The sequence below is a fragment of the Xenorhabdus yunnanensis genome (assembly GCF_028598805.1).
Classification (GTDB): domain Bacteria; phylum Pseudomonadota; class Gammaproteobacteria; order Enterobacterales; family Enterobacteriaceae; genus Xenorhabdus; species Xenorhabdus yunnanensis.
In genome coordinates, this window is sequence record NZ_JAQRFI010000010.1 from 22049 (window position 1) to 46907 (window position 24859).

The following is a 24859-nucleotide window of genomic DNA, read 5'->3' on the forward strand; positions in this document are numbered from 1 at the left end:
ATGTATAGTTAGCTTAACAAGGTTTTTCTGGGTTGGAGGATTTATGCTCAATGCAACATACTCATACTATCGAAGCATATTGCAAGCGGCGATACTGTCGGGAACTTTAGTTCTCGCGGGCTGTGTATCAGTTCCTGACGTTATTAAAGGAACAACCAAAACGCCGGTGGAAAATCTGCTTTCTGTCAAAAATGCATCTGAATTATACACTGGGCATGAAGGGCGTTTTGGTGGAAAAGTACTTAATGTCTTAAATGAAAAAGACCAGACTCGATTGGAAATATCTGCCATGCCATTGGCAGGTAATGCAGCCCCACGTTTGGATACACCTTCTCTGGGGCGAGTTTATGCCTACGTGAATACTTTTTTAGAACCCAGTGATTTTAAAGATCATTATGTGACTGTTGTAGGTTTGATTACTGGTCTTGAGAAAGGAAAAGTAGGTAATAGTTCGTATAATTATGTTGCAGTGAATGTCACGGGAGTGAAACGCTGGCATGAATCCCAGAGAATGATTTTTCCTTCTGCTATGAACGCTGATCCATGGGGTTATTATGGCAATCCTTATGCTCCATTCTGGCGCGGTTATTCGCCACTTCAACCTGTATCAGTTGAAACGATTTTAACTGAATAATTTTTTAATTTTAAGAAAGTCATATTTCTAATCAAAGTTGATAAAAACAACATGAGTACCCCTACTTTTTATAAGTCTATCTTATAAGCTAAACCCTATTATAAATTCTATTCTCAATAATTATCTTTTATTGGAGTATTCTGTTTATAACCATTAGGAATAATGGAAGACTTTAAGTCAAAAATTAGCAAATCAGTGTATAATCAATGGATTAGAAATCAAAGTGTTAATAAATTGACTAATCCATTGATAAATAACAAAAAATATTCAGGCGGCAAAAGCTGCCTTATTTTTTTGCAGTAATTGATTGTATTAAATTAGTGATGTGTATCGCCAACCTGAACATTGTTTCTTTTCAAACTGGTACGCTGAGTTAATAATTTGTTAAATATACAGATCTGGTTTGTTTTATGGTCAGTGATTACATCGCAATTAGATTTCAGGAGTATTCAACTTGGAAAAAGTCTGGCTAAAACATTATCCGGCAGATGTTCCGGTAGAGATCGATCCCGACCGTTATTCGTCGTTGATTGAAATGTTTGAAAATGCTGTGGCGGGTTATGCCGATCAAGTCGCATTTATCAATATGGGCGAGGTAATGACTTTCCGTAAATTGGAAGAGCGTAGCCGCGCGTTTGCTGCCTATTTACAGAATGGATTGGGGTTGAAAAAAGGGGATCGCGTGGCATTAATGATGCCAAATTTACTGCAATACCCCGTGGCATTATTTGGCATTCTGCGTGCAGGCATGATTGTTGTAAATGTTAACCCACTCTATACCCCGCGTGAATTGGAACATCAGCTTAATGACAGTGAGACATCTGCTATTGTTATCGTTTCTAACTTTGCACATACTCTAGAAAAGATTGTCTTCAACACGCAGGTCAAGCACGTTATTTTAACACGCATGGGCGACCAACTTTCCCGTCCCAAAGGAACTCTTGTTGATTTCGTTGTTAAATACGTCAAACGGCTCGTGCCTAAGTATCACTTACCGGATGCCATTTCGTTTCGTAGTGCGATGCAAAAAGGCTACCGCATGCAGTATGTCAAACCGGATGTGAAAGGTGAGGATCTGGCTTTTCTGCAATATACGGGGGGAACTACAGGCGTAGCCAAAGGTGCAATGCTGACTCATCGTAATATTCTGGCAAACCTCGAACAGGCCAAAGCCAGTTATTCTCCATTGCTAAGGCATGGACAAGAGTTAGTGGTAACTGCATTGCCGTTGTACCATATCTTTGCTTTGACAATAAACTGCTTGTTCTTCATTGAATTGGGCGGGCAAAATCTGTTGATTACCAATCCTCGTGATGTAAGCGGTACGGTCAAGGAACTATCTCGTTATCGCTTTACTGCGATATCGGGTGTTAACACACTATTCAATGCCTGGCTGAATAATCCAGAATTCCTGAAGCTGGACTTCTCCTCATTACGTTTATCTGTTGGCGGCGGCATGGCTGTGCAAAGAGTGGTGGCCGAAAAATGGCAAAACCTGACGGGTTGCCATTTACTGGAAGGTTATGGGCTGACAGAATGTTCTCCTCTGGTTGCAGCTAATCCACATAACTTGTCTTATTACAGTGGCAGTATTGGTTTCCCCGTTGCTTCAACAGAAATTAAGCTGGTAGGGAGTGATCATAATGAAGTTTCACTGGGTGAAGCAGGTGAAATGTGGGTACGTGGGCCACAGGTAATGAAAGGTTACTGGAACCGCCCTGATGCAACGGACGAGGTGCTGAAAGACGGCTGGTTAGCAACTGGGGATATTGCTAACATAGATGAAAAAGGTTTTTTCCACATTGTTGATCGGAAAAAAGATATGATTCTTGTTTCCGGATTTAATGTCTATCCAAATGAAGTAGAAGATGTTGTTTCTTCCCATCCTAAAGTGTTAGAGTCGGCAGCAGTGGGCGTTCCGAGTGAAAACTCAGGAGAGATGGTCAAAGTATTTGTGGTTCGTAAAGATCCCAGCCTGACAGAGGATGAACTCAAGACACATTGTCGTCGTTACCTGACAGGATATAAGGTGCCGAAACGCATTGAATTTCGCGATGAGTTACCAAAATCCAATGTAGGTAAAATTCTTCGTAAAGAGCTACGCAATGAAGAGTTGGCAAAAGTGAATAATGTTACTACAAATTGATTATGTTTATTGCTATACCCCCATCGATTTCATATATAGGCAGCCAACACTGCAACCGTTTGAAAGAGGTGGGTATAGGGATAAATGAAATGTTTTAAAATTGCCTATTACATCAACAACGCCGGTTTTTACCGGCGTTGTTGTGCATGTCTTATGAATGCTAAGAGAATGATGTTTTGAATTACCAGCTGATAACTACCGACGCCCAATTGCAGTCAATCTGTGAGCAGGCAAAGAAACACGCAAGAATTGTACTAGATACTGAATTTGTACGTACACGGACGTACTATCCCCAATTAGGTTTGATACAACTGTTTGATGGTGAACAGCTTTCTCTGATTGATCCCCTCGAAATTTCGCAATGGCAGCCCTTTAGGGAGCTATTAACTAATCCAAATGTATTGAAACTTATCCATGCTGGTAGTGAAGATTTGGAGGTTTTTAGTAATAGCTTCCAGTGCTTGCCAGAACCCATGATTGATACTCAGGTACTGGCAGCGTTTATTGGTCACCCCATATCATGTGGATTTGCAACATTGGTTGCTGAGTATTTACAGATTGAATTGGATAAGAGTGAATCCCGCACTGATTGGTTGGCTCGTCCATTGAGTGGAAAGCAATGTCAATACGCTGCGGCAGATGTCTACTATTTATTACCGCTCGCCGATATTTTGATAGAAAAAACAGAGCAGGCGGGATATTTGGATGCGGCAAAAGATGAAAGCAATCTGATAGCCCAACGCCGCAAAGAAATACAGGTGCCGGAATCTGCTTATAAAGATATTGGTAACGCATGGCAATTGCGTCCAAGGCAATTAGCTTGTTTGAAAAAATTGGCTGCATGGCGATTAAATCAGGCACGAGAGCGTGATCTGGCGGTCAATTTCGTGATCCGTGAAGAAAATCTATGGCAGGTTGCCCGTTATATGCCAACTTCTTTGGGAGAATTGGATGCTTTGGGATTGAGTGGGCAAGAAATTCGTTGTCATGGCCGCCGATTGTTGGCGATGGTTGTGGAGTGCAGGGATATTACAGAAGAAGAGTGCCCGGCTCAAATTATAAATTTGATTGATTACCCTGATTATCGCAAAGCGTTCAAGGAAATTAAATCATTAGTCACTCAAGTGGGGGAATCCCATCATTTCAGTGCAGAGCTGTTGGCTTCCCGCCGTCAAATTAATCAATTACTTTGCTGGCATTGGAAATTGAAATTGCCGGAGTATCAACCTGAGTTAATCAAGGGCTGGCGTGGCATACTGTTGGCTGAACCTATCGCTGAAATATTGGCAAGCTATTCAGAATAGTGACGATCACAGCTCTTTTGGATATGTGATTTTAATATGTAATTTAAATTCCCTGCCTGTATATCAGGTAGGGAAGATAGAGAAGTGAAATTATTAACAACCTCATCATAAAAAGATATCGATCAAATGTGTGTCTGAATGTTAAATCGGGATACTAATGATCCCGATTTATTATTCTTGAAAAATCATCGTCTTAAATTAAATAGCGTCGTTTAAGGCTGTTATTTTGGCGATTCCTCAACCTCAGGTAATGTTACATTAAGTTCCAGTACAGAGATATCATCATTTTTTTGCTCAAACTGTACAGAAAGCATATCTGGATCGATTTGTACATATTTACAAATTACAGCCAGAATATCCCGTTTCATTTCGGGCAAATAGGCAGGCTCAGAGTCACCACGGCGCCGTTCTGCCACGATGATTTGTAGCCGCTCCTTGGCGATATTGGCTGTCGGTTTTTTTCTCGACAGGAAGAAATCTAACAAAGCCATGCGTTACCCCCCAAACAGGCGTTTTAAAAAGCCCTTTTTTTCTTCTTCGATGAAACGGAAAGGCCGTTCTTCACCGAGTAAACGTAAAACAGTATCTTCGTATGCTTTACCCGCGTCAGAATCTTTGTCCAGAATGACGGGTTCTCCTTGGTTGGATGAGCGGAGAACTGATTGATCTTCTGGAATAACACCAAGCAAAGGGATACACAGAATTTCCAGTACATCTTCCATGCTAAGCATATCACCACGGTTTACGCGTCCGGGGTTATAACGTGTCAGCAGAAGATGCTCCTTGATAGGATCATTACTTTGCTCTGCTCGGCGTGATTTGGACGCTAAAATACCTAAAATGCGATCAGAGTCACGAACAGAAGAAACTTCCGGATTTGTTGTAATAATTGCTTCATCGGCAAAGTAGAGTGCCATCAATGCGCCGCTTTCAATACCTGCAGGTGAATCACAGATAATGAAATCAAATCCCTGTTGATCCAATTCATTCAGAATTTTCTCGACGCCATCTCGGGTGAGGGCTTCTTTATCACGAGTCTGGGAAGCGGGCAGAATGTATAGATTTTCTGTGCGCTTATCTTTGATAAGTGCTTGATTCAAGCTAGCATCACCTTGAATGACATTCACGAAGTCAAAAACCACTCGGCGTTCACAGCCCATAATTAGGTCGAGGTTTCGTAAGCCGATATCAAAATCGATAACGACGGTTTTTTCCCCTCTTTGGGCGAGACCGGTAGCAATGGCCGCGCTTGAAGTGGTTTTGCCAACGCCACCTTTACCAGATGTAACAACAATAATGCGTGCCATGAAGCGATTCCTTGTTATAAGGGCTAGACTAAGGTTTCAATAGTTAATTCATTGTTCACCAGACGTAATTTTGCTGCTTTACCAACAAAACTCTCCGGGATTTTTTCGCTGAGCCAATATTGACCTGCAATAGAGGTGAGTTCAGCGTTTAAATGGGTGCAGAAAATCTGGCTTTCTTGATCACCAGATGCACCTGCCAATACTCGTCCACGCAGCACACCATATATATGAATATTTCCATCAGCGATTAATTCTGCACCAGCGCTCACATTATTTGTCACAATGAGATCACTGTTTGGCGCATAAATTCTTTGTCCTGAACGAACAGGTGTATTAATTATAAGAGTTTTTTTGAAAATAGGTTCGGTCGGTTTATTTTCTTGAGTAAGAACTTTCTGACTTCTACCTTCTTTCAATAAAGGAAGTTCTGATTTTAGAACAATGTTTCGTTGTTCTTCATCTTGACAACCACTGAAACCAACAATGCGCAACCCAACTGATTCAATAGCTCGGTGGAGTGCGGGAAGATCTGCACCAACAGGGAGAGCTGATATATTGATAACAACGGGAGCATTTTTCAGGAATTCAGGTGCTTGCTCCATTTTTTCCTGCATGGCTCTATGAATAACTTCTGGCTGATCATCATACAAATGAACGACCGAAAGCGTAAAATTACTGCCTTTTAGCTCAATTGGCGACTGTGACATCGATATTTTGACTCAGTAAGGTTAAGTTTCCCAAAGTAGTTTACACAAACATTTTCCTAGAACAGTCTCTGGGAGACGATATTCTTAAATATAATAAGCATGTTATAGTTAGTGAATTATTCAAGCAAGTCGCAGAGTTAATTTAAAAGAGTTTATGACAATGATTTGTGTAATCTACAGAAGTCCAAAACGTGACCAAACATATCTGTATATTGAAAAAAAAGATGATTTTTCACGCGTTCCTGAAGATCTGTTAAAGACATTTGGTGAACCTCAATATTTAATGATGATTTCATTATCTAAAAGAAAAAAATTGGCGAATGCTGATATTGAAAAAGTAAAAACCGCGTTGAATGAACAAGGTTTTTATCTGCAAGTACCACCACCTGTAGAAAGTTTGATCAATAAACATCTGGCTTCAAATAAGCCATCCAAGCAATAATAATTGCTGGCGACTGCCTGATCCAGAATTGAGGAGCTGATTTATGAAATTAATCACTGGGCTAACTTTATTGACAGCAACTCTGTTGGTGGGGTGTAGTACATCAAGTGGTAAATCAAATAGTAAACAATTATACAATCAATCCATGCGGACTTCGCTATCTCAAGCAGAAGTCAGGGCACTGGAGCACGATTTTCCATTGAACTCCCGCGAGTCATCACAGTTTCCTGCTTATGTGGCTTTGCTGAAACAGCAAGCTCGGGAGAAGGGAATCAGTGAAAAAACATTGGATCGGGCATTTGCCAATATTCATTTTATTCCGCGTGTCATTAAATCTGATCGTAACCAGCCAGAAAAAAAAGTCACTCTGGATGATTACCTGAAGCGCGCCTTGCCAGCCTGGAAGATCGAACAGGGTGCCAAACAATATGAAGACAATAAACCTCAGTTAGAAAGGATCAGCCGCGAATACGGTATACCCAAAGCCTACATTGTTGCTTTGTGGGGTTTAGAAAGTGGTTTTGGGAAAATTCAGGGAAAAGAAGATGTCATTTCGGCATTATCTACTCTGGCTTTTGAGGGACGTCGGGAAGCATTTTTTATAAAACAGTTATTGGCAGCGTTAACAATAATTGAAAATCAATATATCAATGAAGATCAAACGTTAAAAGGCTCTTGGGCAGGTGCCATGGGGCAAAGTCAATTCATACCAACATCTTACTTAACGTATGGGGCTGATGGTGATGGTGATGGTAAAATTGATATTTGGAACAATAAAGAAGATGTTTTTGCCTCGACTGCCAATTATCTGCATAAAGAAGGGTGGCAACAAGATTTACCTTGGGGATATGCCATTTCGTTACCTGTAGGCTTTAATACCGCATTGAAAGGCATTAAGCCCGCACAGGGAAAAACCATTGCCCAATGGCAGGCATTGGGGATTTCATCCCCGCATTTTACTAATCTGCCTGCAAATACTAAAGGTTGGATAGTCATCCCTGATGATCTGGAACACCGAGCATTCTGGGTAACACAAAATTTCCGCACTATTATGCACTGGAATCGTTCTTACTATTTTGCACTCAGTGTTGGTATGATGGCGGACGGCATTATGCAACGCACGCATTTCCTCAATCACTGAAAATCGGATCTTGAAAGTATCACATTTGAGATTATCAGGTTTGAAAACAAGATAAAGGAAGAATGTTATGTACCAGCATCGGGATTGGCAGGGCGCATTGTTGGATTTTTCTGCTAATAAAGTTGTTTGTGTCGGCAGTAATTATGACAAACATATGAAAGAGATGGGATCCCAATCCACTGAAGAGCCGATGGTATTTATCAAACCTGAAACGGCGCTGTGTGATTTGTGTCAGCCTATTTTCATTCCACAGGAATTGGGTTCTGTGCACCACGAAATAGAGTTGGCAGTCTTGATTGGTTCAACACTCAAGAATGCGAATGAAGAGCGAGTCAGTCAGGCGATTGCAGGCTTTGCGGTTGCACTGGATTTGACATTACGTGATTTGCAGCGTGTATTTAAACAGTCAGGGCAGCCTTGGGAAAAAAGCAAAGCATTTGACAGATCATGCCCGATATCAGGGTTCATTCCTGTTAGTACTTTTGAGGATCCACAAAATATCCAGCTTTCTTTGGCTGTAAATGGCGAATTGCGCCAAAACGGCAATACGAGTGACATGCGAACGCCTATCATCCCGCTGATTAGTTATATGTCACGTTTTTTTACCTTGCGCCCGGGCGATATTATCTTGACGGGAACACCCGAAGGCGTAGGGCCACTACAATCTGGTGATGTATTAAACGTTTCTCTCAATGAACACGTTTTGACAACCAGAGTGATTTAACCACGAGGAATGACAGAAATTATGTCTCAACCTTTCTGGCAGGTGAAAACCTTAGAACAAATGACAGACCAAGAGTGGGAAGCACTATGTGATGGCTGTGGTCAGTGCTGCCTGCATAAGTTGATGGATGAGGATACAGATGAAATTTATTTCACTAATGTTGCCTGCAATCAGCTGAATATTAAAACCTGCCAGTGCAAGAATTATGAGGATCGTTTCAGATACGAACCTGACTGTATTAAATTGACCCGTGAGAACATGAATACTTTTGAATGGTTGCCAAAGACATGTGCTTATCGTCTGGTTGGTGAGGGGAGGAAACTTCTTCCGTGGCATCCATTGGTCAGCGGTTCAAAATCGGCAATGCATGTGGAACGTATTTCTATTAGGCATATTGCTGTACATGAAGCGGATGTGGTGAATTGGGAAGACCACATCTTAAGACCAGAATAGTTATTTTGTTTTTTGATATAAATTAGTTGATCTAAAAGGGATTTTGCTGCTAATAAACTGAAAAGTGCTATGAAGAAGAACAAAAAGGTTACTCTTGATGGCACTTTTTCAACGATTAACTATTCCACACTTGATTTAATTTATTAGAATATTAATCCTAGGGGTATTAGAACGCTAGCGCTGAAATTGCTATAAATATCGGATTTTTCTCTCGTTTTTCTGACTTTAAATAGTAAAGAAAAACTGATAACTTGTTTGTTCAATAGTCATAACAAGGCAATAGTCAAAACAAGGAAAGAAAAATGGCAAGTTATTTGATTCGCGTGGAACTTTATGGCACAGGTTCTGATGGTTATGAAAAACTACATAAAAGGATGACGGCGAATCAATTTAGTCAATCTATCCGTTTTCCTAACGGGAAATGGCATCACCTGCCTAGTGGGACTTATATCGGAAATTCGACGATGGAATCTATTGAGTTGGCAGAAAAAATCAAATCTATGGCTACGCCATTTTCAAACAGAGATCCTTCGATATTCGTCTGTACCTACAGTAACTGGAGTGCATCATTATATCCCGAAAAACAGCGTACTGAATCCGGTTCAGGTGAGTGATTTATTGAGACATTGAAAGAAACCTCGCTTTGTGGGGTTTTTTATTGCCATCAAATATGGAGTTTTCTTTTATGTTGTTGTTGATATTTTCTGAAATATATTAATTCGGGAGTTAATCAATGTATGACTTAACATTACAATCAGTATCATTTTATACAACTACCTACGTCTATTGTTAATTCGAAAAAACCAATCTTAAATGAAGTCATTTATTATCTATATTACCTAAGCATTGTCTTACTATTACAACAAATTAGCTAATTTTATACCTGTTGTAATAAATATTAGAATGGAACTTATGCTGCATACCAAATATATATGAAATACTGTTTGTAGTTTTTCTATATCAGGCAGTTAGGGCCACTACCGTGCAGCTATGGACGTTTGTTTGATAATGAGGGAAAGCAAAATGAATAACAGATGGATAAGCTATGTAACGTTTGTAGGGGTTTGGATTACCGTAACACTGATGATCGGGATTATGTTGTCATAAGAATACAAGAGAAAATCAACCCTAAACCTCGCCTTGGCGGGGTTTTATTGTTTGAATTTATTGGTATTCTTCGATTACCCAGTTGATACTGGGCAATCTGTTACATATGGCTTCCAAATATTGAAGATTATCCAACAATATTCGGACAAGCTTCTCCTGAAATTAATTGCTGAATATTTTGCAAAGTCGTTTCACTGATACTGGTTAATGCTTCTTCGGTTAAGAATGCTTGATGACCAGTAAACAGGACATTATGGCAAGAAGACAAGCGGCGGAAGATATCATCTTGAATAACATCATTTGATTTGTCTTCAAAGAATAAATCTCTTTCATTTTCATAAACATCCATGCCCAATGCCCCAATTTTTTGTTGTTTCAGCGCATTAATGGCCGCAATGGAATCAATTAAAGCGCCTCGGCTGGTATTGATGATCATCACGCCATCTTTCATTTTGCTGAATGCGGTTTCATTTAATAAATGATGATTTTCTGGTGTCATGGGGCAATGCAGGGAGATTACATCAGATTCAGCATATAAGGTGTCTAAGTCCACATATTCTACACACATACTCAAGGCTTCGGGATTGGGGTAGGGATCGTGTGCCAGTAAACGCATACCGAAACCTTTCAGAATCCGTAAAGTTGCAAGACCGATTTTTCCCGTTCCGATAATGCCTGCGGTACGTTTATACATATTGAAACCGGTTAATCCTTCAAGGGAAAAATTGGCATCGCGGGTGCGTTGGTAAGCACGATGAATACGTCGGTTAAGGCATAACATTAAGCCAACCGTGTGTTCGGCAACAGATTCAGGAGAATAAGCAGGTACTCGAACAACTTGAATGCCCAATTCTTTCGCTGCATCTAGATCAACATTGTTAAATCCGGCACAGCGTAATGCCAAGACTTTGATGTTCATCTCTGCCAATTCTTGCAGCACTTCGCGTCCACCATCATCATTGACGAAGATACAAACAGCATCCGCATCAACGGCATTTTTGGCGGTTTGTGGACTTAAGGGAAAATTAAAAAACTCGATATGATAGTCAAGACCAAGTTTTTGGTTGAGCATTTCAAAATGTTTACGGTCATACTGCTTTGTACTGTAAACAACTAATTTCATAACAACATCTCCACCATACAGTAACTATAAAACCATTCGAGCCATTCATTTAATTCACTTTGCTGCATTGCCTGCAATAATGACGTCTTTTGAAGGTCCTAAGCGTTAATCTTTCGCTATACTCGAATAAATCGCCTGATAAGCTATTCATAGCAATAGCTTATATAATAAACCGGCTTAGAGCCTGATATGAGATTATCATAACAGGAAGTTGTTCTCAGGTTGATAAAGAAGGAATAAGGATTTAATGGCAAAAATACTCAAGGTGTTTGCAGTGGTGGTGATACTGCTGGTTTTATCGGTGTTGTCGGGATGGTATACACTTCCACGTTGGTTGCCATTGATTGCCAGTTATTGGTTGCCACAGGGAGTCACTCTTTCTTTGAGTCAGCCTCGATGGGCAAAGAATGCATTATGGTTAGATGAATTGTCATTAAAGGCAAAAGAGTGTGAGTGGATCAATGTTTCAGGGTTGTCTGTAGAGTATTTTTTCAGGGAAAGATCCAAGGGAAATAGTGAAAATCGCTACTGGAATATTCATGCTGCCAATATTGATAGTCAGAGTCAGTGTTTGACGCAATTACCTGCCGGGGAAGAGCAATCAACTCCATTATCGGTTCAAGAGATTTTATCCGTGATACCTTCGATTAATCTTGCCGTTGATCATCTGTCTCTCACGCCTTGGATGGAGTTTGCTGGCAAACTCCAATTCAGTTCATCACCTCAGGGGCAAATATTCTCTTATCAAGGCGAAAAGTTAGAACTCAATGCGCATGTTACAGATAAACTAGATCTCATTATTCAGCGTTTTTTTATCAAGTTACCTGAACAGGTGGTTTCCCTGAATGGCAATATTACATTGCCCTTGAATATTGCAATGCTACCAGAGCAAGGACAAATTATAACGCGCTTATCTCTGAGTCAATATCCAGATCTATTGCAACTGGCATTGAAATGGCAGGGGCAGAGTGGGCTGCTCACTGTTATTGAAGAAAAAAATAAGCAGATGCTGGCAGAATTACCCTGGTCATTCGACGAATCGCAGTTCCAGATAGTTAATGGTAAATGGCAATGGTTAAAGGCTAACCAAGTATTATCTGGTGGGGTGAATATTATGCTTGAACAATGGAAAAAAGGCTTGTCTGATATGTCTGTCAGTGGGCGTATTAATCTGCTCACTCAAAATGATCAGGGTAAAGGCAATATTGTTCTTTCCATAAAACCAACTCCAATCAATATAGCTAACGCTCATATTCCATTTCAGTTAACTGGGCAAATGAATAGTGGTCAGATGGTCATGGTCATGTCATTACCTGCTGTTGTCACAGGGCCTTTGGTTGACCCCAAAATTACTTTTCGTTCAGGAGCTTTATTTAGGGCATGGGGAAAAGTAAGTGAAACATTTACTGTCAAAGAAGCCCGGCTACCTTTGGCGGGTACTTATTTAACTCGTAATGGCTTTACTGGTCGTCTTCAGGCCATTTTGATGGCACAAGACAGTTATTGGGGAAAATTTAAACTCCATATGGATGGCTCCGCAAAAGATTTTATACCCGATCAAGGAAATTGGAATTGGCGTTATTGGGGAGGTGGGAACTTACCTCCGTTACAAGCCAAATGGGATATCGCGGGTAAAGGAAGTTGGAACCAATCACAGATAACGGTAGATGCATTAAATACCGGCTTTGATCTTATTCAGTATGGCCTCGTGAAGATGCAAGTACCGCGTCTAAAACTGACCAAACCGTTAATTTGGGAGCGTGCGGTAGATCACCGCAATTTAACCGGAGATTTACAGTTATCTGTTCAGAAAACAGAATTTCACTCTGGAGGTTTTCTTCCTTCTTTTGATTTTAATGCCACACTTGCAGGAGAATCCCCGAATAGTTTTATTTTGAATGGCAAGCTGTATTCTAAGGGCATTGGTCCCATTCCATTTTATAGCCGTTGGGATGGGGAGCGATTGAGAGGAAAAGCTCATTGGCCGAGACAATCTTTATTAGCCTTTCAATCTTTGATTCCGCCAGGTTTGGGTATTACTGTACGTGGTGGAAATATTTACGCCCAAGCTGCTTTTTCGGCAGCAAAGGGGCAGGGATTGCGTGCTGGTGGTCATTGGGTGGTAAAGAATGCAGGTATGTGGCTGAAAAATGGAGAAGTTGATGGCCTGAATTTTATTTTACCTTGGCGTTTACAAGAACAAACATGGCAATTAGGACTGGCATCCCCCGTCCAGTTGCGGATCAAAACAATTAAAGGGTTGTTTGATATGCAAAATGTGGCAGCCGATCTATTGGGCTACTATCCGCCAACTGATAATCAGCCATTGAAGTTGACCAATGTAAATGTGGATATACTGGATGGTAAATTAGACATAGAGCGATTACAGATTCCACAAAAAGAAGCCACCGTATTACGGTTTAACAAACTGAATTTGAGTAAGTTGTTTGGCGTATTAAAAGTTAAACAAATGGCGATGTCAGGGAGGATTAGCGGTGAATTACCCGTATTATTAAATGATAAACGTTGGATTATTCCGCGAGGATGGGTGTCCAATGAAGGTTATCTGACACTGAGATTGGATAAGGATACAGTTGACTCTATAGGGAATAATGACTTATCAGCAGGTATGGCAATGGATTGGCTGCGTTATTTGGAGATCAGTCATTCAAAAGCTTATGTTACCCTCGATAATTTAGGGATCTTGACATTGCATTCAGAAATTAGTGGAGTGAATCCCGTGGTAGATAAAAAACGTGAAGTCAGGCTGAATTATCATCATGAGGAGAATATTTTTCAATTATGGCGTAGCCTACGTTTCGGCAGTAATCTGGAAGAATGGTTACAGAAAAATATATCTGCAATGGATGGGAGTGATAAATGATAATGAATTTTGGATTCAAGTTGCTGACATTTAAAATGAGTGTGATGTTGGTCAGCGTGGCTTTACTCAATATGACATTGGTGGGTTGTATCAGACTGGAAGTAGCAACACCGGATAAGCCCATCAATATAAACATGAACGTAAAAATCGAGCATGAAATTCATATTAAGGTCGACAGGCAAATTGAAGACATGCTCAAAAATAACTCTAACTTATTCTAAGGGCTAGAATATGAAAAAAGTCGGAGTGATACTTCTGTTGAGTTTGCTGTACAGCTCTTTTGCTGTGAGCATGACGCTGAATGAAGCAAAACAACAAAGGCTGGTGGGGGAGACATTCAGTGGCTATTTGGCACCAGTAAAAAATACCCAAAATGCTCAATTAATGGTTAAAAAAATTAACGATGAGCGTAAAAAGAAATATGCTGAGATCGCGGCTCAAAATAATATGACGACAGAGCAAGTTGCCAAAATAGCGGGAGAAAAATTGGTGAGTCGTGCTGTTTCAGGAGAATATGTACTCGGCATTAATGGTAATTGGGTACAGAAATAAGCGCGTTATATGGCGCGCTTATTTCTTTATTAAACAACATTTTTATTAAAGTAATCTTTATTAAGCAACGATTTCTTCGGGCTGTTTTTGTGCGATTTTCTCTATGATCCCATTCATTACGCTATGGGCATCTTGATGTGCTTGATTGGCGGATTCGGTACCCATAGCCAAACCTTCAGCAAATACAAATTCCACATCTGTAATACCGATAAATCCGAGGAAAATGCGTAAGTATGGTGTCATCACATCTGTTTGGCTGTCTTTGTGGATGCCGCCACGGCTGGTTAAAATAATAGCGCGTTTGCCTTTCAACAACCCTTCAGGACCTGTTTCAGTGTAACGGAAAGTCATACCAGCACGGGCAATTAGATCAAAATAAGCTTTTAGTTGAGTAGGGATAGTAAAGTTATACATTGGTGCGGTGATTACAATAACATCGTGTGTTTGTAACTCTGCAATCAGCCCATCTGACAGCGCCAATGCTGATTGTTGGCGCTCTGTCAATTCAGAACCGTTTGGGCGTAAGGCATTGACTAATTCTCCATCTAGTACTGGAACTGGGTTTTCAGCCAGATCGCGTATAGTGATATTGTTCTCTGAATGATCGGCTAACCACTTTTCAACAAAATAGTCGGCCAGTTGACTGCTTTGGGAATATTGCGTCAGGATGCTGGATTTCAGAACCAGTACTTTACTCATTCTTTACTTCCTTATTTATTTACAATTCTAGCTACTTACAATTCGTGTGATCTGTAATTCTCGTCAGTTGCAGCACGAATTATCTGAAATACTAATAACTTCATTGATAATATTGCTTGTGCATCATATTTTATATAGAGAGTTGTTCAGTCAACAGCTCAATATTTTGAGATATTCATTCAAATTCATTGAAGCAATGCAGGAAGCACATTATCGTTACAGGCAGATGGCATCTTTTGGGCGCGATATATGGAGTACATGGAATTGCATAAGATATGTTACACTTCTAATATTTAAATCATAAAGAACGATCCTCTGAGCCTGCAAAGACAGCGCTACTCAGTTAAAAACGTCACAAGGATTTATCACGTGGAATCACCTTTGACAGCACCATTTGCTGAATTATTCGCTGAACTTGATCACACATCGCTGCGTGATCAGTTCCGTTTAAGAAAACGTCTGCATGGAGCAGCAAAAATAAAGAATCAAGTCTCCTTGCAGGCTGTAGCACAATCCATTGCTGAGGATATTGCGACTGCAAAACAGAAAGTTATAAATCGTCAGGCCGCATGCCCTTCGATTCAATATCCTGAAAATCTACCGGTTAGCCAGAAAAAAGACGATATTTATAAAGCCATTAGGGATAATCAGGTTGTTATCATCGCAGGGGAAACCGGTTCGGGTAAAACGACCCAGATCCCCAAAATATGCCTTGAATTGGGAAGAGGAGTCAAAGGGCTGATCGGCCATACCCAACCTCGTCGTTTGGCGGCTCGTTCAGTTGCCAATCGCATTGCGGATGAATTGGAAACAGCACTTGGCTCGACGGTCGGTTATAAAGTCCGCTTTAATGATCAGGTCAGTGAAAATACTTTAGTAAAATTGATGACTGACGGTATTTTGTTAGCAGAATTGCAACAAGATCGTTTGTTATTGCAATATGATACGTTAATTATTGATGAAGCTCATGAACGCAGCTTAAATATCGATTTTATTCTCGGTTACCTGCGTCAATTACTGCCAAAGCGTCCTGATCTGAAAGTCATAATTACCTCTGCCACCATTGATCCTGAACGTTTCTCCCGCCATTTTAGCAATGCACCGATCATTGAAGTATCTGGACGTACTTATCCGGTTGAAGTGCGCTATCGTCCCGTGGCTGGTGATGACAGTGATCGGGATCAGCTTGAAGCTATTATTGACGCAGTAGATGAATTGGGACGTGAAAGCTCAGGTGACATATTGGTGTTCATGAGCGGTGAACGAGAAATTCGTGATACGGCGGATGCACTTAATAAACAAAATTTCCTGCATACCGAAATTCTGCCACTTTTTGCTCGGTTGTCTAATAGCGAACAGAACAGAATTTTTCAGCCTCATATTGGCCGCCGTATTATTTTGGCAACTAACGTGGCGGAAACATCATTAACTGTGCCTGGCATTAAATACGTGATCGATACAGGTTTTGCACGTATTAGCCGATACAGTTATCGAACCAAAGTGCAACGCTTGCCGATAGAACCTATATCGCAGGCATCTGCCAACCAGCGAAAAGGGCGCTGTGGTCGTGTTTCAGACGGGATTTGTATTCGCCTTTATTCAGAAGATGATTTTTTGTCACGCCCGGAATTCACTGATCCTGAAATCCTGCGTACCAATCTGGCTTCTGTTATCTTGCAAATGACTTCTATTGGTTTGGGAGATGTCAGCGCATTCCCATTTGTTGAAGCACCGGATAAACGCAATATTCAAGATGGTGTTCGTCTGTTGGAAGAGCTGGGAGCTATTGATCCAGAATCATTGTCAGATGCGACTTATCGCTTGACCTCAATGGGACGACAATTGGCCCTGTTGCCTATCGATCCCCGGTTGGCTCGCATGGTACTGGAAGCCAAGGCCCATGGTTGCGTTCGCGAAGTGATGGTGATTACTTCAGCACTATCGATTCAAGATCCACGGGAAAGGCCGTTGGAAAAACAACAGGCTTCTGATGAAAAACATCGCCGTTTTGCGGACAAGGATTCAGATTTCATCGCTTTCTTGAGATTGTGGGATTTTCTGGTAGAACAGCAAAAAGCGCTTTCCAATTCTCAATTCCGCAAACTTTGCCGTCAAGATTATCTGAACTATCTTCGTGTTAGAGAATGGCAGGATATTTACACTCAGCTCAGGCAAGTTGTAAAAGAAATTGGTTTACCGATCAACAGTCAGGAAGCTGATTATCGCAATATCCATATTGCTTTGCTGACAGGGTTATTATCCCATGTTGGTCAGAAAGATACGGATAAACAGGAATATACTGGTGCACGCAATACCCGTTTTTCTATTTTTCCTGGCTCTGGATTATTTAAAAAGCCACCTAAATGGGGGATGGTTGCTGAACTAGTGGAAACTAGCCGCCTGTGGGGACGTATTGCAGCACGGATCGAACCAGAATGGGTAGAACCACTGGCTGATCATTTAATCAAAAAGCACTATAGTGAACCGCACTGGCAGAAGTCTCAGGGAGCGGTGATGGCAACAGAAAAAGTTACTTTGTATGGACTGCCAATTGTGACAGGACGACTGGTCAATTATAGCCTAATAGACCCTATGCTGTGCCGCGAATTGTTTATCCGTCATGCTTTAGTAGAAGGTGATTGGCAAACTCGCCATTCATTTTTCCGCGCTAATTTGAAATTGCGTGAAGAAGTAGAAGAACTGGAACATAAATCTCGTCGACGAGATATTCTGGTGGATGATGAAATTTTGTTCAGTTTCTATGATCAGCGAATTGGCAAAGATGTTGTTTCATCGCGTCACTTTGATCGCTGGTGGAAGATTGCCAGTCAAAATCAACCAGAATTACTCAACTTTGAAAAGAGTATGTTGATCAAGGGAGATGCAAACAAAGTCAGCGCATTGGATTACCCGAATTATTGGTATCAAGATAACTTGAAATTCCGCTTGAGTTACCAATTTGAACCGGGAACTGATGCTGATGGGGTTACCGTGCATATTCCTTTACCGATATTGAATCAGGTCAAGGATGAAGGATTTGATTGGCAGATTCCGGGCATTCGCCATGAATTGGTTGTTGCATTGATTAAATCACTACCAAAACCAGTACGCCGTAATTTTGTCCCGGCCCCTAACTATACGCAGGCATTTCTGGAGCGGGTTACACAACCTCAGGCTCCTTTACTGGATAGCCTTGAGAAAGAATTACGTCGCATGACGGGAGTGACGGTGTCACGTGATGACTGGCAGTTGGAACAAGTACCTGATCATCTAAAGATCACATTCCGCATTCTTGGAGAGAAAAGAACAGGTGAAAAAAATAAACCGTTAGCAGAAGGGAAAGATCTGTCAGCACTGAAAATGAAATTGAAAGGAAAAGTTCAGGAAACGCTTTCGGCGGTTGCAGACGATGGTATAGAGCAAAGTGGATTACATATCTGGTGTTTTGGTGAATTGCCTGATTGCTATGAGCAGAAGCGCGGGGGCTATTCCGTTAAGGCATTTCCGGCATTGGTTGATGAAAAGGACAGCATCGGAATTAAATTGTTCGAAACCGAATCCGAACAGCAGTATGCAATGTGGGAAGGAACGCGCCGCTTGCTATTACTGAATATTCCATCTCCGATTAAATATCTGCATGAAAAATTACCGAACAAATCCAAACTGGGGCTGTATTTCAATCCATATGGAAAAGTGTTGGATTTGATTGATGATTGTATTTCCTGTGGTGTTGATAGGTTGATTGCAGAAAATGGCGGCCCGGTATGGAGTGAACAGGAATTTTCCAGTTTGCAGGATAAAGTTCGCGCTGATTTGAATGATGCAGTGGTTGATATTGCCAAACAAGTAGAGCAGATTCTGACTGCGGTCTTTAATATCAATAAGCGTCTGAAAGGGCGGGTCGATCTTTCTCTTGCATTGGCATTATCGGATATCAAAGAACAAATTTCTGGTTTGGTCTTTAATGGATTCGTGACTTCCCACGGCTGGAAACGCTTGGCTGGTGTTCTGCGCTATTTGAATGGAATCGAACGTCGATTGGAAAAATTGGCGATAGATCCTAACAAGGATAGGACACATATGAGCCGGATTGAGAATATCCAGCGTCAATGGCAACAATGGTTGGCAAAGCTCTCAATCCAACAGAAAAAATTGCCGGAAGTAAAAGAAGTTCGTTGGATGATTGAAGAGCTTCGGATTAGTTTGTTTGCTCAACAACTGGGTACTGCATATCCAATATCAGACAAGCGTATTTTGCAGGTAATGGAAAATATCGTGCCGTGATATGTATAGGGTTGTAGTTACGTGGCTACAATCCTAATCGTGAGTTTTACTTAAAAATTTTGTTTGAAAAAAGGTGGATAATATTTTTATTATCTCTTTTTTCGATTATCATTATATTAGTTACAACATACTTATTTATTTTTCCACACAAAAAGTTAAAACCACCAACTTTAGTCAATCAACTTTAGCTACAATACTATGGTGCACGAAAGGTACAGATATGACAGCCACACAGTATTTAAGATTGAGTATCATTTTGTGTAGGTTAACGGAAGAGATGATAAAGATCTATTTGGCGCATCATTTTGAACCGAACCCGAATGATAACTTCAGGGTGGATAATTGACGCATCGTTCAGCCGATGCGTATCCGGTCTTTCAGTCCGTTAATCACTAACCCGCCGACTTTAGTCGGTGGTTGTTAAGTTATTAAATGTAATTAAAATCATTATAAATAAAAATAGTTATATTTATAAACCAGTTAATCATTAATATTTTATAAGTTAAATTCAGTTGGTTATTTGAAAATTAATCTAAAAACCATTTTCTCTATTTAAATTAATTCTGTAGTTTCCAATTTAACATCTGCGTATTCTGTATATTCCTAGTTACTGTATAATGGTAAGTATCCCATATCAAAATGACATAACTAATTTTTTATTTAAAAGAAGATGTTATCAGTAAAAAGAGTACTCATCGTCATTATGACAATCTTTTGTGTGGCATTCGGTTCGCTGTCTCATGCAAATTCAATGGACGTCCCGATAAGAAAGCGTGTAAACATCGTGTTGTTAATCAACTCAGATCATTTCAAGGAAAAATTTATCATTTTGGAAATCAACCGATTAAATTAGATAGAAAAGAAATGAAACACATCCTTGAACGGCATCATCCTTGTTTCTGGGATGGCTCAATTAAAGATACACAAAGTTTTTTTCGAGTGAAATGACAGTAAACGAGATTGTTCACGCCATTGAGAGTATAATGCAGAAAAACAGGGCTGTTTTAATAAAAAACATCACTAAAGTAATGTGGGATTATATAGATAAAATTAAAATTAATACAAGGCATTGACGGTTATCTAAGAGGGTTTATAAGCGTTGGGATCTGACGCTCAATAGAAGGGGTCTTTTTTATTCCCCGTTATGCATCGTGGGACTATGATAGGCAGCTCTATAAACGCCGTAATGAAGTCGAACGTCTTTCTCACATACTAAAAGGATTCAGGAGGATTGGATTTTCATACACGTCGAAAAACTGGACTTAATGTTTAAGGACTTTCTAACCCCGCACTTATTTATCTCATAATTTAGTGTTAACACGTCCTAAAAAATATTTAATATATTAATGAATTAAGCGTATTAAATATGGGAGATTTAAAAATGAAAAAATTATCTTATATCATATTTATTTGTATATCAATTTTTGCGCTAAGTAATATTAGCTTCGCTGAAAGTTTATATCAAAATAATCCATACCCAAATCCTCAATGCAACATACAGGCTCAAAACATATGTCGGCCATACATTTTAAAATCTTGGTTATATGCCATATGTATGGATATTGAATATAAACAATGCATGAGTAAAAAATAAATAATATCAGGATCAGCGGTGCGAAATGCGTGCAGAGAAGACGTTCGACTTCATTACGGCGTTTATAGAGCTGCCTATAATAGCCCTCCATAACAATAATATTGCTGTTATGGAGGGAGAGGGTTTATTGATAGGTTAATGTGATTGTTGCTGTGGCATTTGCTTTGCCCGGTGTAATTTCCGCGCCTGTCTGGACATAACGAGCTTGCAATGGAATTGTTATATTTCCACCTGACTGGCTGGAACCAAATACAAACGGAGAGTGCATTGATACAGGGCGGTTTAGATACAATATCTGCAAACCGACTCCTATTGCTGTGACGTTGTCACTATAATCCAATGCCCAAATATTTTTGGTATTCCAACTTGCAGGTTTTCCATCCAGAGTCACTCCAACATTGACATCAGCATCACACTCTATTTTTATATTAAAATGTTGCATACCTGCCGTACTGTTAATACCTCGGAAATCACTTTTTTTAATGTCTCCCATATTGACTGGAACCACTTTTTGACTGAGAGAACAGCCTTTAGTCATAATATATGTATTCGACAAATAGAAAGTGTGAACAAGAGTATTGTAACCTAATTTGGCATGAGTTAGGTTCACCCGTCTGACGGTTCCTGAACCGGTTATTGGCGCAATCTTGATTAACTGCACTGTTAAATAACCCCATGATTTACCACAATATTGTGTTTTGTGTTGAAATTGCCACGGTGAGGGACAAGTGACTGGATTGGTCGCTGTTCTGGGTAGCCAATCAATACCATAGCCCGATGCCCACGTATTAATGCGGATGCCAACTCCCGGAACACCAGATTCATAAATAGCATCATAGTTATAGTTTGCAGGTGCAAGATCAGGTGCTTCCCATGTTGTGGGCGTGGGAGTATTACAGAGAGCGATATTACCTTTTTCATCCACTTGATCCAGACGTATTTCTTTAATGGTTGTTCCGATAGGATGACTTCGAGGAACCGTAATTGTACCAAAAGAAACCTGAGTCCTGCCGGGTACAAAACCCGTAGAATATTGGCAATAATAATTCGCTAAACTGTCAAAGCTACTCATCGTGCCGATGAAAAATGTACTTGCCAATAATAATTTTAATTTGTTGGCCATAGAATAATTTCCACTATTTTTTAATTGCATATCAAATGAATGTGTCGCTCTTGTTATTCGCAAGAGGTGTCAACCATATACAAACCTGAAGCAGGTTCTTCATCAGATAGTTGATAATTAACACGGCACTCTTGTATTTCTTTATGTCCCCATTTCACCCATATGTTACCGGATTTGGGAATTCCACTGAGATAAACCTGCCCATCATTGCTGACAATCGCGCTATTGGGTTCATCTATATTATTTTTCTGCTCTAACGTTGCTATTGCACCAAATGGAACCTCTTTACCATTGTGAGAAAGCGTTAACAAAACACGATGCCCGATGCGAGTCTGGAAATTGGCCAGACTTAGTGAACCGCGGGTTGGGATAATAGTTTGTGTGTTGATATCAATATCAACATTATTGCCCATTGAATACGTATCCAGAGAAATACGGTTTTTTCGATAGCTGCTGACATAAGGCACAATGGCATAACCCTTCCAGTCAGTTTTAATGCCGGTATGGTTTTGTACTTTAATTCCCTGAGCGCCATTAGCACGCACCAACACCAACGTATCACCAAGAGATTGAGAAAGGGTAATTCCGTAAGGATGGACAACCAACCCGCCATTTAACCCATAGTTTAGCTGCTTGGAGTGTTTGTCATAACTGTAACCTGCGCTGATCTGACTAAATGCTCCTTTATATTCGGCATTGATACTCCCACCACTGGTTTTATTGTGACTGGAATAACTTTGCTGAATGCTATAAATCAGATTGTTATCTTCAAGAGCGCTACCATTTAAACTAAACTGATGAGAAGTATCACCATTTTTACTACTGGTCATGTTATAGCTTGCCCAGCTGTTTTTTAGCCAGTTCTCAAAAGGGATTTGAATGCTGAATGATACAATCTGCTCATTGCGATTTGAACCGGGAAGGGCACTGTACGAATAGTTCAGATTATAATTAATGGAGTTGTAATTCGTACCATAGCCGGCACTGATATTCCTCTCATAACCTTTTTGATACCAATAATCTTGTTGAAAAGCAGATAAATAAACGCTGCCCCAATCACTCAGGTTTTGGTTGATGTGTAGTTGCAATTTACTTCGTTTATTGGCGTTGTAATGGTCATTATTGATTGTGTCTAACTCATTGGCTTCTTTGAAATCGTAAAAATTTTGAGTCGAATAACGATAACCCGTTAGAGTAACATTAGTGCCGGTTTTAGAAATATCTTTGGCATATTGGAAACGATAGGATTGCCCATAACCATTGGAGTTAGAGATAAAACTAGTTTTGGCATAAGTTGCATCAAAGGACAGGGACCCCCAATCAGAAAGATTGTAACCTGTCCCCAAAGCGATGGATTGATAGTCCTTTGCGATGGTTGTTCCACCATATGCTGTGACACGGTTGGAAATACCATAAATCACCGAACCCTGCATAAAATAAGGTTCTTTACCACGCGGGGAATTAGAGTGGTATTTTCCCAGAGTCAGTGAATGACGCAGGCCGTTTTCCCTTAACATGATGGGCACAGTAGAAAAGGTTTGCACAGAACGATGTTCTTTTCCATCGGCTTCTTTGACAATGACTTCCAGATCGCCAGTGGCAATAGTTGGATAGAGATCGTTAATGACGAAAGGCCCGGGAGAAACATAAGTTTCATAAATAATGTAACCACTTTGTTTAATGGTAACCTGGGCATTACTTTGTGCAATTCCCCTAATTGTCGGAGCGAAACCTTTTATGCTATCAGGCAACATGCTGTCATCAGAAGCTAACTGTATTCCACGAAATTGGAAGCTATCAAAAATAGGGGAAAGTGTATAACTATCTCCTAGTGTCAACTGGCTTTTTAATGCATGAATATCTCGTTGGAGATAAGTATTGAGGCTTTGCCATTTTTTATTCTGACTGCTATAGGTAGAATAATTTCGTAAACGCCATGCATCCCAGTTCGCACCTGCTCTGAGGTTAAGAAAATGATTAGTTGTCGAACCAGGGTAATTATCCTGCCAAGTCATGGAACCACTATAATTATAATTAACCAACAAAGCGGTTAATCCCTGTTCCCATAAATGAGGAGGAACATAGTCTCTGGTTTGATAGTTCAATGCAGCTTGTGGAATACTGATATCCAGCTGTTGGTGTTTAAAATCAAAAGAAGACGACGCGGATGGAATATACTGACCAAGATCAGTAAGTTCTGTTTCCTGCGGCAGAGCGCGCAATAATGGGAATGAGTCAATATTCACTCCCATTTCCTTGAGCTGCTGTATCTTGAGTTTGGGAAAAAGCTTATTGTTTACAATAACAAAATCAATATTCCCGGTATCTATTTTTTCTCGGTTTAGATAGATATCTACCCAATAACGCCCAGGTGGTTGTTGATCATCTTGAGTAAAAACAGATAAGTCAATATCTTCAGGAAATCCTGAATGGGTTTCCAATGCGTTGATATTGAAATACTCTTCAGCATAAGCTTTATTGGTATGCACCCAAAACCATGTGGTTAACAATATACAGATAAAAAATTTTCTGTGTAAATAGCGTAAGCTTAGCTTGATAAATAACACCCAATTATCAGAAATATTTTGTTGAAGATAATGACGATATTTATCCATGATGGTTTTCTAAGATAGTT

19 protein-coding genes and 1 pseudogene are annotated in these 24859 nt (G+C 40.2%); 13 read left to right on the forward strand and 7 right to left on the reverse strand.

Annotation, left to right across the window (positions count from 1 at the left end; translation table 11 throughout):
- Positions 1-43: 43 nt before the first annotated feature.
- The 3 genes from PSI23_RS06050 (at position 44) to rnd (ending at position 4084) form a co-directional block, all read left to right on the forward strand.
- A complete protein-coding gene (locus PSI23_RS06050; RefSeq protein ID WP_273554242.1) occupies positions 44-634 on the forward strand; it encodes a Slp family lipoprotein in 591 nt (196 codons plus the stop codon).
- 454 nt (positions 635-1088) lie between these two features.
- Positions 1089-2780, forward strand: a complete 1692-nt coding sequence (fadD, locus tag PSI23_RS06055) for a long-chain-fatty-acid--CoA ligase FadD (RefSeq protein WP_273554243.1) — start codon at positions 1089-1091, stop codon at positions 2778-2780.
- Between the two features lie 176 nt (positions 2781-2956).
- Positions 2957-4084, forward strand: coding sequence for a ribonuclease D (rnd, locus tag PSI23_RS06060; RefSeq protein WP_273554244.1), 1128 nt, complete (start codon positions 2957-2959; stop codon positions 4082-4084).
- A 221-nt stretch (positions 4085-4305) separates the two neighbouring features.
- Here the strand turns inward: rnd and minE are convergent, their stop codons facing one another.
- Genes minE through minC form a run of 3 tightly spaced genes read right to left on the reverse strand, consistent with a single transcriptional unit; the run spans position 4306 to position 6098 of the window.
- Positions 4306-4575 carry a cell division topological specificity factor MinE gene (minE, locus tag PSI23_RS06065; protein ID WP_045970705.1) on the reverse strand — a complete coding sequence of 90 codons (270 nt, stop codon included), beginning with the start codon at positions 4573-4575 and terminating at the stop codon, positions 4306-4308.
- Positions 4576-4578: 3 nt separating this feature from the next.
- The gene (minD, locus tag PSI23_RS06070; RefSeq protein WP_273554245.1) at positions 4579-5391 is read right to left on the reverse strand and encodes a septum site-determining protein MinD; all 813 of its coding nucleotides are present in this window, start codon (positions 5389-5391) and stop codon (positions 4579-4581) included.
- A gap of 23 nt (positions 5392-5414) precedes the next feature.
- Complete coding sequence (gene minC / locus PSI23_RS06075; protein ID WP_273554246.1) at positions 5415-6098, reverse strand: septum site-determining protein MinC; 684 nt, start codon at positions 6096-6098, stop codon at positions 5415-5417.
- A gap of 160 nt (positions 6099-6258) precedes the next feature.
- On the opposite strand from minC, the gene PSI23_RS06080 reads away from it, so the two are divergent.
- The 5 genes from PSI23_RS06080 to ghoS all read left to right on the forward strand — a co-directional run bounded on the left by PSI23_RS06080 (position 6259) and on the right by ghoS (position 9472).
- On the forward strand, positions 6259-6540 hold the full coding sequence (locus PSI23_RS06080; protein WP_273554300.1) for a YcgL domain-containing protein: 282 nt from the start codon (positions 6259-6261) through the stop codon (positions 6538-6540).
- Between the two features lie 43 nt (positions 6541-6583).
- Positions 6584-7681 carry a lytic murein transglycosylase gene (locus PSI23_RS06085; protein ID WP_273554247.1) on the forward strand — a complete coding sequence of 366 codons (1098 nt, stop codon included), beginning with the start codon at positions 6584-6586 and terminating at the stop codon, positions 7679-7681.
- A 67-nt stretch (positions 7682-7748) separates the two neighbouring features.
- Entirely contained in the window at positions 7749-8405 is a 657-nt protein-coding gene (locus PSI23_RS06090; RefSeq protein WP_273554248.1) for a fumarylacetoacetate hydrolase family protein, read from the forward strand.
- Between the two features lie 18 nt (positions 8406-8423).
- On the forward strand, positions 8424-8858 hold the full coding sequence (gene ycgN / locus PSI23_RS06095; protein WP_273554301.1) for a cysteine cluster protein YcgN: 435 nt from the start codon (positions 8424-8426) through the stop codon (positions 8856-8858).
- Between the two features lie 302 nt (positions 8859-9160).
- Entirely contained in the window at positions 9161-9472 is a 312-nt protein-coding gene (gene ghoS / locus PSI23_RS06100; protein WP_273554249.1) for a type V toxin-antitoxin system endoribonuclease antitoxin GhoS, read from the forward strand.
- Between the two features lie 620 nt (positions 9473-10092).
- Here ghoS and PSI23_RS06105 read toward each other — a convergent pair.
- Complete coding sequence (locus PSI23_RS06105) at positions 10093-11088, reverse strand: 2-hydroxyacid dehydrogenase (protein ID WP_273554250.1); 996 nt, start codon at positions 11086-11088, stop codon at positions 10093-10095.
- A gap of 247 nt (positions 11089-11335) precedes the next feature.
- On the opposite strand from PSI23_RS06105, the gene PSI23_RS06110 reads away from it, so the two are divergent.
- The 3 genes from PSI23_RS06110 to PSI23_RS06120 are packed head-to-tail and all read left to right on the forward strand — an operon-like array spanning position 11336 to position 14524.
- Positions 11336-13972, forward strand: a complete 2637-nt coding sequence (locus tag PSI23_RS06110; RefSeq protein ID WP_273554251.1) for a YdbH family protein — start codon at positions 11336-11338, stop codon at positions 13970-13972.
- Between the two features lie 35 nt (positions 13973-14007).
- Complete coding sequence (locus PSI23_RS06115) at positions 14008-14193, forward strand: YnbE family lipoprotein (protein WP_273554302.1); 186 nt, start codon at positions 14008-14010, stop codon at positions 14191-14193.
- A gap of 10 nt (positions 14194-14203) precedes the next feature.
- On the forward strand, positions 14204-14524 hold the full coding sequence (locus PSI23_RS06120; protein ID WP_273554252.1) for a YdbL family probable chaperone protein: 321 nt from the start codon (positions 14204-14206) through the stop codon (positions 14522-14524).
- Positions 14525-14584: 60 nt separating this feature from the next.
- Here PSI23_RS06120 and PSI23_RS06125 read toward each other — a convergent pair whose 3' ends face one another.
- Positions 14585-15223, reverse strand: coding sequence for an FMN-dependent NADH-azoreductase (locus PSI23_RS06125; protein ID WP_273554253.1), 639 nt, complete (start codon positions 15221-15223; stop codon positions 14585-14587).
- A 369-nt stretch (positions 15224-15592) separates the two neighbouring features.
- Here PSI23_RS06125 and hrpA point away from each other — a divergent pair, with 369 nt between their 5' ends.
- Together hrpA and PSI23_RS06135 are read left to right on the forward strand one after the other, a co-directional pair.
- The gene (gene hrpA / locus PSI23_RS06130) at positions 15593-19507 is read left to right on the forward strand and encodes an ATP-dependent RNA helicase HrpA (RefSeq protein WP_273554254.1); all 3915 of its coding nucleotides are present in this window, start codon (positions 15593-15595) and stop codon (positions 19505-19507) included.
- A gap of 262 nt (positions 19508-19769) precedes the next feature.
- Positions 19770-19853 (forward strand): annotated as a pseudogene (locus PSI23_RS06135) (IS200/IS605 family transposase); the annotation flags it as partial.
- 1372 nt (positions 19854-21225) lie between these two features.
- On the opposite strand, the gene PSI23_RS06140 reads toward PSI23_RS06135, so the two are convergent.
- Together PSI23_RS06140 and PSI23_RS06145 are read right to left on the reverse strand one after the other, a co-directional pair.
- Positions 21226-22224 (reverse strand): fimbrial protein, encoded by a 999-nt coding sequence (locus PSI23_RS06140; RefSeq protein ID WP_273554255.1) that lies wholly within the window; start codon positions 22222-22224, stop codon positions 21226-21228.
- 53 nt (positions 22225-22277) lie between these two features.
- A complete protein-coding gene (locus PSI23_RS06145) occupies positions 22278-24839 on the reverse strand; it encodes a fimbria/pilus outer membrane usher protein (RefSeq protein WP_273554256.1) in 2562 nt (853 codons plus the stop codon).
- Positions 24840-24859 lie beyond the last annotated feature (20 nt).

Coding starts and splice junctions, on each gene's coding strand:
- PSI23_RS06050 (WP_273554242.1), top strand. CDS start 44: ATGCTCAATGCAACATACTCATACTATCGAAGCATATTGCAAGCGGCG.
- minE (WP_045970705.1), bottom strand. CDS start 4,575: ATGGCTTTGTTAGATTTCTTCCTGTCGAGAAAAAAACCGACAGCCAAT.
- minD (WP_273554245.1), bottom strand. CDS start 5,391: ATGGCACGCATTATTGTTGTTACATCTGGTAAAGGTGGCGTTGGCAAA.
- minC (WP_273554246.1), bottom strand. CDS start 6,098: ATGTCACAGTCGCCAATTGAGCTAAAAGGCAGTAATTTTACGCTTTCG.
- PSI23_RS06080 (WP_273554300.1), top strand. CDS start 6,259: ATGATTTGTGTAATCTACAGAAGTCCAAAACGTGACCAAACATATCTG.
- PSI23_RS06085 (WP_273554247.1), top strand. CDS start 6,584: ATGAAATTAATCACTGGGCTAACTTTATTGACAGCAACTCTGTTGGTG.
- PSI23_RS06090 (WP_273554248.1), top strand. CDS start 7,749: ATGTACCAGCATCGGGATTGGCAGGGCGCATTGTTGGATTTTTCTGCT.
- ghoS (WP_273554249.1), top strand. CDS start 9,161: ATGGCAAGTTATTTGATTCGCGTGGAACTTTATGGCACAGGTTCTGAT.
- PSI23_RS06105 (WP_273554250.1), bottom strand. CDS start 11,088: ATGAAATTAGTTGTTTACAGTACAAAGCAGTATGACCGTAAACATTTT.
- PSI23_RS06110 (WP_273554251.1), top strand. CDS start 11,336: ATGGCAAAAATACTCAAGGTGTTTGCAGTGGTGGTGATACTGCTGGTT.
- PSI23_RS06115 (WP_273554302.1), top strand. CDS start 14,008: ATGAGTGTGATGTTGGTCAGCGTGGCTTTACTCAATATGACATTGGTG.
- PSI23_RS06120 (WP_273554252.1), top strand. CDS start 14,204: ATGAAAAAAGTCGGAGTGATACTTCTGTTGAGTTTGCTGTACAGCTCT.
- PSI23_RS06125 (WP_273554253.1), bottom strand. CDS start 15,223: ATGAGTAAAGTACTGGTTCTGAAATCCAGCATCCTGACGCAATATTCC.
- PSI23_RS06140 (WP_273554255.1), bottom strand. CDS start 22,224: ATGGCCAACAAATTAAAATTATTATTGGCAAGTACATTTTTCATCGGC.
- PSI23_RS06145 (WP_273554256.1), bottom strand. CDS start 24,839: ATGGATAAATATCGTCATTATCTTCAACAAAATATTTCTGATAATTGG.